This is a genomic window from Dehalococcoidia bacterium, from assembly GCA_041653995.1.
GTDB lineage: Bacteria > Chloroflexota > Dehalococcoidia > GIF9 > UBA5629 > CAIMUM01.
In genome coordinates this window covers 1-7275 of the sequence record JBAZEK010000021.1, presented here as the reverse complement: position 1 = coordinate 7275, position 7275 = coordinate 1, and the positions used below count along the sequence as shown (strand labels likewise).

General features: G+C 58.9%; 4 protein-coding genes and 1 pseudogene. All 5 read left to right on the top strand.

Annotated features, from left to right (window positions below):
- The first annotated feature begins 233 nt into the window (after positions 1–233).
- A complete protein-coding gene (locus WC359_14145; GenBank protein ID MFA5401586.1) occupies positions 234–1646 on the top strand; it encodes an efflux transporter outer membrane subunit in 1413 nt (470 codons plus the stop codon).
- A 119-nt stretch (positions 1647–1765) separates the two neighbouring features.
- Positions 1766–2836 carry an HlyD family efflux transporter periplasmic adaptor subunit gene (locus WC359_14140; GenBank protein MFA5401585.1) on the top strand — a complete coding sequence of 357 codons (1071 nt, stop codon included), beginning with the start codon at positions 1766–1768 and terminating at the stop codon, positions 2834–2836.
- Positions 2833–5604 carry a ribosome-associated ATPase/putative transporter RbbA gene (gene rbbA / locus WC359_14135; GenBank protein ID MFA5401584.1) on the top strand — a complete coding sequence of 924 codons (2772 nt, stop codon included), beginning with the start codon at positions 2833–2835 and terminating at the stop codon, positions 5602–5604. The genes WC359_14140 and rbbA overlap by 4 nt, the downstream gene beginning before the upstream one ends.
- Positions 5605–5606: 2 nt before the next feature.
- Positions 5607–6731, top strand: a complete 1125-nt coding sequence (locus tag WC359_14130) for an ABC transporter permease (GenBank protein ID MFA5401583.1) — start codon at positions 5607–5609, stop codon at positions 6729–6731.
- A pseudogene (locus tag WC359_14125) lies at positions 6727–6855 on the top strand (IS1595 family transposase). The gene WC359_14130 and the pseudogene WC359_14125 overlap by 5 nt, the downstream one beginning before the upstream one ends.
- Positions 6856–7275 lie beyond the last annotated feature (420 nt).

Here is a 7275-nt window from a genome sequence, read left to right as displayed (position 1 = left end):
TGAGGGCGTGAATCCTGAAGACAGGTTCCGGAAGTAAATCTTTTTACGCGTAAGATAGAAATAAGAAGGGGCAGGCTTGTAACAAAGGACAAAATTACCTGACTCCACCACTTGATTTAGCATAGAAAAGATTGACGAAAGGGGTTGCCATGATGGACAGGTGCAGAAACCGTCTGGATTGAAGTCAAGACTGCCTTCAAAGACGAGGCCTCTAAGTTCAAATAAGGAACTACATGAAACCTCGAAAGATCTTACTTGGAGTACTGATTACGGTTTTGGCCGGATGTTCGCTGTCCCCTTTTTATGAGCGGCCTGCCCTGCCCACGGCGGCGGTTTATCCGGGAGTCAACGGTGCCGCAACGCAGACTACTCTGGGTATCGCGCAGCTTGGCTGGCGCGAATTTTTCACAGACGCCGGACTCCGGGAACTGATCGCTCAGGCGCTTGTGAATAACCGTGATCTGCGAATTGCCGTGCAGCGGGTGGAAGAAGCCCGTGGCCTCTACGGCATCCAGCGCGCTGACCGGTTGCCCAACATCAGCGCCGGCGCCACGGGCAGTCGCGCGCGTGTTCCGGCTGATCTTTCGTACACCGGGAGCGCCGTGACTTCAGACCAATACGAGGCCACCCTGAATCTCAACACGTGGGAGCTTGATTTCTGGGGACGGGTGCGCAATCTCACGACAGCAGCGCTGGAAGCCTACCTTGCAACTGAAGAAGCCCGGCGCGCTGTCGCCATCAGCCTGGTAGAACAGATTGCCAATACGTATCTCCTTGAACGGGAACTGGACGAGCGAATAGCCATTGCACAGCAGACCCTTATCTCCCGGGAGGATTCCTATCGCATCGCGAGGCGACGATATGAGGTGGGATATGCATCCAAGTTGGATGCAGTCCAGGCTGAAACGCTCTTAAATCAGGCGCGGGCCGATCTGGCGGCATTAATGCGCCAGCGGGATCAAAACCGCAATGCGTTGACACTTCTGGTCGGTGTCCCCCTAACCGATTTCGAGACCAGGCCGCTGTCCCTGATCGAAGCGGGGTTTGTGCGGGAAATTTCTGTAGGACTGCCCTCGGACTTGCTGATTAACCGTCCGGATATACTCGCTGCCGAGCATCAGTTGAAGGTGGCCAATGCCAACATCGGCGCCGCCCGTGCAGCTTTTTTCCCACGTATTGTGTTGACCGGAAATTTCGGCACTGCCAGCGCCGAACTGAGTGGTCTCTTTGCTGCAGGCAGTGCTATCTGGAGTTTTTCACCGAGTTTGACACTGCCGATTTTCGATGGCGGGCGCAATCGGGCCAATCTCGACGTGTCGGCAGCACGCCGCAATCTGGCTGTCGCCGACTATGAGCGAACGATTCAGGGGGCCTTCCGTGAGGTGTCCGACGCGCTGGCCGAGCGTCACTGGCTCACTGAGCAGGTTGCCGCTCAGCAGGCGACCCTGGCGGCCCAAATAGAACGTGCACGTCTGGCCTGGTTGCGTTATCAGAACGGCGCGGCGCCGTACCTGGAGGTGCTCGATGCCGAACGCGACAGGTTTGTAGCCGAACAGGCACTGGTGCAGGTGCGACGGGCGCTGCTCGGGAGCAGTGTGAACCTCTATGCGGCGCTGGGCGGTGGAACTGCGCATAAAGGGCAATAACTCAAAGGGTGCTGCGTGTGCCACGAAACGATGGAGAGAGGACCATGACCAACGAGCCTAAACCTGAAGCTAAGGCAGCCGAGCCGAAGCCTGAAGCCTCAGCCGAGTCTAAGAAGACCATAACAAAACAACAGAAGAAATGGTTGATCATAGCCGTAGTGATACTGATTCTTGGCGGCCTGGGTGTCGCCGCCTGGCAAATATTTGGCAAGGATGACAAAAACAAAGGCCTTGTCAGTGGCAATGGCCGCATTGAGGCAGTCGAGATTGACGTTGCTGCCAAAACACCCGGCCGGTTGAAGGATATTCTGGTGCGTGAAGGGGACTTAGTCGCCGCCGCACAGGTAGTAGCGTTGATGGATACCGAAGTACTTGAAGCCCAGCGCCGGCAGGCCGAAGCGCAGTTGAAACAGGCGCAGAGCGCCGTTGAAACGGCGCGGAGTCAATTGGTCCAGCGCGGAAGCGAAAAAGAGGCGGCGCTGGCGCTGGTCCGGCAGCGCGAGGCCGAACTGGGCGTGGCCCGGAAGCGCGCGCTTCGCTCCTTAACCCTCGCTGCCGAAGCGGCGACTTCGCAACAGGAGGCTGATGATGACAGTGCGAGGGTCCAGAGTGCCGTTGCCGCCGTCAACGCGGCCCGCGCCCAACTTGCCGCCGCCGCCGCGACCATCGTAACGGCGCAAGCCGGGATTGCCGGCGCGCAGTCGGGCGTCGAAGCCGCGCGGGCAACCGTCGAACGCATCCAGGCCGATATAACAGACAGCGCCCTCAAGGCTCCCCGTGAAGGGCGGGTGCAGTACCGCGTCGCTCAGCCCGGCGAAGTGGTCGGCGCCGGCGGCCGGGTGCTGAATATGGTTGACCTGAGCGATGTTTATATGACTTTTTTCCTGCCAACGGCTGTGGTGGGGCGGGTCGCGCTCGGTACCGAGGTGCGGCTGATACTCGACGCCGCTCCCAAGTATGTCATTCCGGCAAAGGTGTCGTTTGTTGCCGATGTGGCCCAGTTTACCCCGAAAACCGTGGAGACGGCGAGCGAACGGCAGAAGTTGATGTTCCGTGTCCGGGCGCAGATTCCCCCGGATCTGCTTAGAAAGTATATCACCCAGGTCAAGACCGGACTGCCCGGCATGGCCTATATCCGGCTGGACTCCAAAGCAGAATGGCCGGCCCATTTGCAGGTTAAACCACAATGATTAATGAACGCAATTTCGCGGCCGACCTTGCGCCGCCTGTGGCGAAGCTGCACGAAGTCAGTCTGCGCTACGGCAAGACCCTGGCGCTGGATTCCGTGAGTCTCGATGTTCCGGCCGGGCGCATGGCCGGCCTGATCGGCCCGGACGGCGCGGGCAAGTCCAGCCTGCTGTCGCTAATGGCCGGCGCCCGTGCGGTGCAACAGGGCACTGTGCATGCACTGGACGGCGACATGGCCGGCGCGCGCCATCGCAAGAATGTCTGCCCCCATATCGCCTATATGCCGCAAGGCTTGGGCAAGAATCTCTATCCGACTTTGTCGGTGGAGGAGAACCTGCAGTTCTTCGGGCGGCTGTTCGGCCACAACGCCGCCGGACGCCGCCGCCGTATCGACGAGTTGACCCGCAACACCGGCCTGTTCCCGTTCCTGCCGCGTCCGGCAGGCAAGCTCTCCGGCGGCATGAAGCAGAAGCTGGGCCTGTGCTGTGCGCTGATTCACGACCCGGACCTGCTGATCCTCGATGAGCCGACCACCGGCGTCGATCCCTTGGCGCGCGCTCAGTTCTGGGACCTCATCTCGCACATCCGCATTGAGCGCTCCGGCATGAGCGTGATCGTGGCCACTGCTTACATGGACGAAGCGCAGCGCTTTGACTGGCTGGCGGCGATGGATGCCGGCCGGGTGCTGGCCACCGGCACGCCGGCCGAACTGCTCGAACGCACCGGCGCCGAGTCGCTGGATGCAGCCTTCATCGCCCTGCTGCCGGAGGAAAAACGGCGCGGACACCGGGAAGTGACGATTCCACCGCTTGCCGATGGAGGCAACGCTGAAATTGCCATTGAGGCCAAAAACCTTACCATGCGCTTTGGCGATTTTGTCGCCGTTGACCACGTCAATTTTAGCATTCACAAGGGCGAGATTTTCGGATTCATCGGCTCCAACGGCTGCGGCAAGTCTACTACCATGAAGATGCTGACGGGCCTGCTGCCGGCCAGCGAGGGAAGTGCTTCGCTGTTCGGGCGGCAGGTCAATGCAAAAGATATCGATACGCGCCGGCGTGTGGGCTACATGTCGCAGACGTTTTCACTGTATTCGGAACTGTCGGTGCGCCAGAACCTGGTGCTGCATGCGCGCCTGTTCCAGGTGCCGGAAGCGGACATCCCGGTACGGGTAGACGAAATGGCCGAACATTTCGGCTTGGGCGAAGCGCTCCATGCCATGCCCGACAACCTGCCGCTGGGCATTCGCCAGCGCCTGTCGCTGGCCGTCGCGATGGTGCACAAACCGCAACTGTTGATCCTGGACGAACCGACCTCTGGGGTGGATCCCATCGCCCGCGACAGCCTCTGGCAGTTGATGATTGATCTGGCGCGCAATGATCAGGTCACAATCTTCATCTCCACCCACTTCATGAACGAGGCCGGACGCTGCGACCGCATCTCTCTCATGCACGCGGGCCGCGTGCTGGCTACCGGCAAGCCTACCGAACTGGTGAGCAAGAGTGGCGCTGCCACGCTGGAGGAGACCTTCATCGGCTACTTGCAGGAGGCCGGCGCAAGCGAGGCGACGCCCCCGGCGGTGAATGAAGCTAAGCCTGCCCTGCCTGCAGCGGGGCGAACCGCTATGCCTACGCGCAGATTCTCCTTCAACCTGAACCGCGCCTGGAGCTACAGCCTGCGCGAGATGCTGGAACTCAAGCGCGACCCGGTGCGCGCCACCATGGCGCTCTTGGGAACAGTCATCCTGATGTTCGTCGTCGGCTATGGCATCAACCTGGATGTGGAAAACCTGACCTATGCCGTGCTCGATCACGACCAGACCATGCTGAGCCAGAACTACGCGCTGAACCTGTCCGGTTCGCGGTACTTCGTTGAGCGCCCGCCGATTACCGATTACGATGATCTCGACCGGCGCATGCGCGCGGGCGAAATCGCGCTGGCTGTCGAGATCCCCCCCGCTTTCGCGCGGGACGTGGCGCGCGGCACTGCCGTGCAGGTCGGCGCCTGGGTGGACGGCGCCATGCCGCAGCGCGCCGAGACGGTGCAAGGCTATGTACAGGGCATCCACCAGGGTTGGTTGCTGGATATGGCAAAACCCCGCCTCAGCCAGTCCGCCGCATCAGGTCCGGCAACGATCGAGACACGCTTTCGCTACAACCCCGACGTTAAGAGCCTGCCGGCGATGGTGCCGGCGGTCATTCCGATGTTGTTGCTGATGATCCCGGCGATGCTGACCGCACTCTCTGTTGTGCGAGAGAAGGAAATGGGCTCGATTATCAATCTCTACGTTACCCCGGTAACCCGCAGCGAGTTTCTGCTCGGCAAGCAGTTCCCTTATGTCGTGCTCGCGCTGTTCAACTTCGGCCTGATGACGCTACTGGCCGTCACGGTTTTCGCCGTGCCGGTCAAGGGCAGCTTCCTGACGCTGGCGGCGGGGGCGCTGCTGTTTGTCATATTTTCGACCGGCGTCGGCCTGTTTGCTTCCGCCTTCACGCGCAGTCAGATCGCGGCGATGGTTGTGGCAATAATCGGCACCATGATCCCGGCCATCCAGTTTGCCGGTATGTTGAACCCGGTTTCTTCGCTCGAAGGCATGGGCGCGTTCATCGGCCGCATTTATCCGGCCACATACTTCCTGAACATCAGCCGCGGCGTGTTCAACAAGGCGCTGGGCTTCTCCAGCCTGCACGCCTCATTATGGCCGCTGCTGCTGGCGGTGCCGGTGATTTTGGGCCTTTCCATCATTCTGCTGAAGAAGCAGGAGGTCTGAACATGCCGCATGCCGCTAATATCTACCGCCTGGGCATCAAGGAACTGTGGAGTCTGGCGCGCGACCCGATAATGCTCGTGCTGATCACCTTCATGTTTACGGTGATGATCTACGTCGCGGCCACGGCGATGCCGGAAACACTGCACAAGGCGCCGATCGCCATTGTGGACGAGGATGGCTCGCCACTGTCGGGGCGTATCGCTGCGGCCTTCTATCCGCCGCGTTTCAACCCGCCGGCGATGATTCCGCTGTCTGCTATCGATGACGGCATGGATGCCGGCGACTACACCTTTGCGCTGGATATCCCGCCGGATTTTCAGCGCGACGTGCTGGCCGGCAAGTCGCCGGCGATCCAGCTCAATGTCGATGCCACGCGCATGACCCAGGCCTTCACCGGTAGCGGCTACATCCAGCAGATGGTGATGGGCGAAGTCAATGAGCTTGTTCAGCGCTATCGCAGCAGCGCCGCACCACCGGTGGATCTTGCACGCCGCGTGCGCTTCAACCCTAATCTGGAACAGTCCTGGTTCGGCGCGTTAAATGAGATCATCAACGACGTCGTTATGCTGTCGATCATCCTGGCCGGCGCTGCGCTGATCCGCGAACGCGAGCACGGCACCATTGAGCATCTGCTGGTGATGCCGGTTACACCGGGCGAAATCATGCTGGCCAAGACCTGGTCAATGGGCTTCGTGGTGCTGCTGGCTGCTGCCGTTGCGTTGGTGTTTGTCGTGCAGGGCGTGTTGCGTGTGCCGATCGAAGGCTCGGTGCTGCTGTTCCTGGCCGGCGCCGCGCTGTGCCTGTTCGCCACCACCTCGATGGGGATTCTAATGGCCACGGTGGCGCGCTCGATGCCGCAGTTCGGGATGCTCGCGATACTGATCCTGCTCCCACTGCAACTCCTTTCGGGCGGTTCCACCCCTCGCGAGAGCATGCCCGGGTTCGTGCAGAACGTGATGTTGGCCATGCCGAGCACCCACTTCGTCGCCCTCGGCCAGGCCATTCTCTTCCGCGGCGCCGGCCTCAGCGTGGTCTGGCCGCAGTTCCTCGCGCTGGCGGCGATCGGCGCGGTGTTTTTCGCCGTCTCGCTGAACCGCTTTCGCAAAACCATCGGAACGATGACGTGAAGCAACATGTTTGTAAAGGAGACTATTGCATGAAATACCTGAAACTTGCCGTCACTCTCTGTCGTACATAGAGAAATTTACGTTTCGTTTCAATAGGCGCACTTCTAAAAGCCGTGGACTCGTTATCGCACAAGGTCCCATAGAAGAATCGCGATACTATTTAATTCCTAAGACAGAAGACAGAAGTCAGGAGTCAGAATAAAAAATATTCTGTATTCTATCTTCTGGCTTCTAGATTCTTTCTTAAATTCTCCCCTCAGCATACGGAGGTTCTACCAAATGCTGAGGCCGGACGAATCATCTCATGCTTTCACGCTCTTTTCTTTTGTTAATCTATCCACCTGTTATTAAGTGATTAATTCAAAATTATGATTTTTCTTTGGCTATTGGCAGGCTATTTGCTCATATCCCTATAATAATACTTTTTAATCTTAACCCCGATTGAGTTCTTAATAATATTTTGGGAAAGATGATTAAAACTTAACGAAGGCTAAGAAAATATTTCAGTAAGGAAATAATGGGTGGAATAAGCAGAAGATTAATG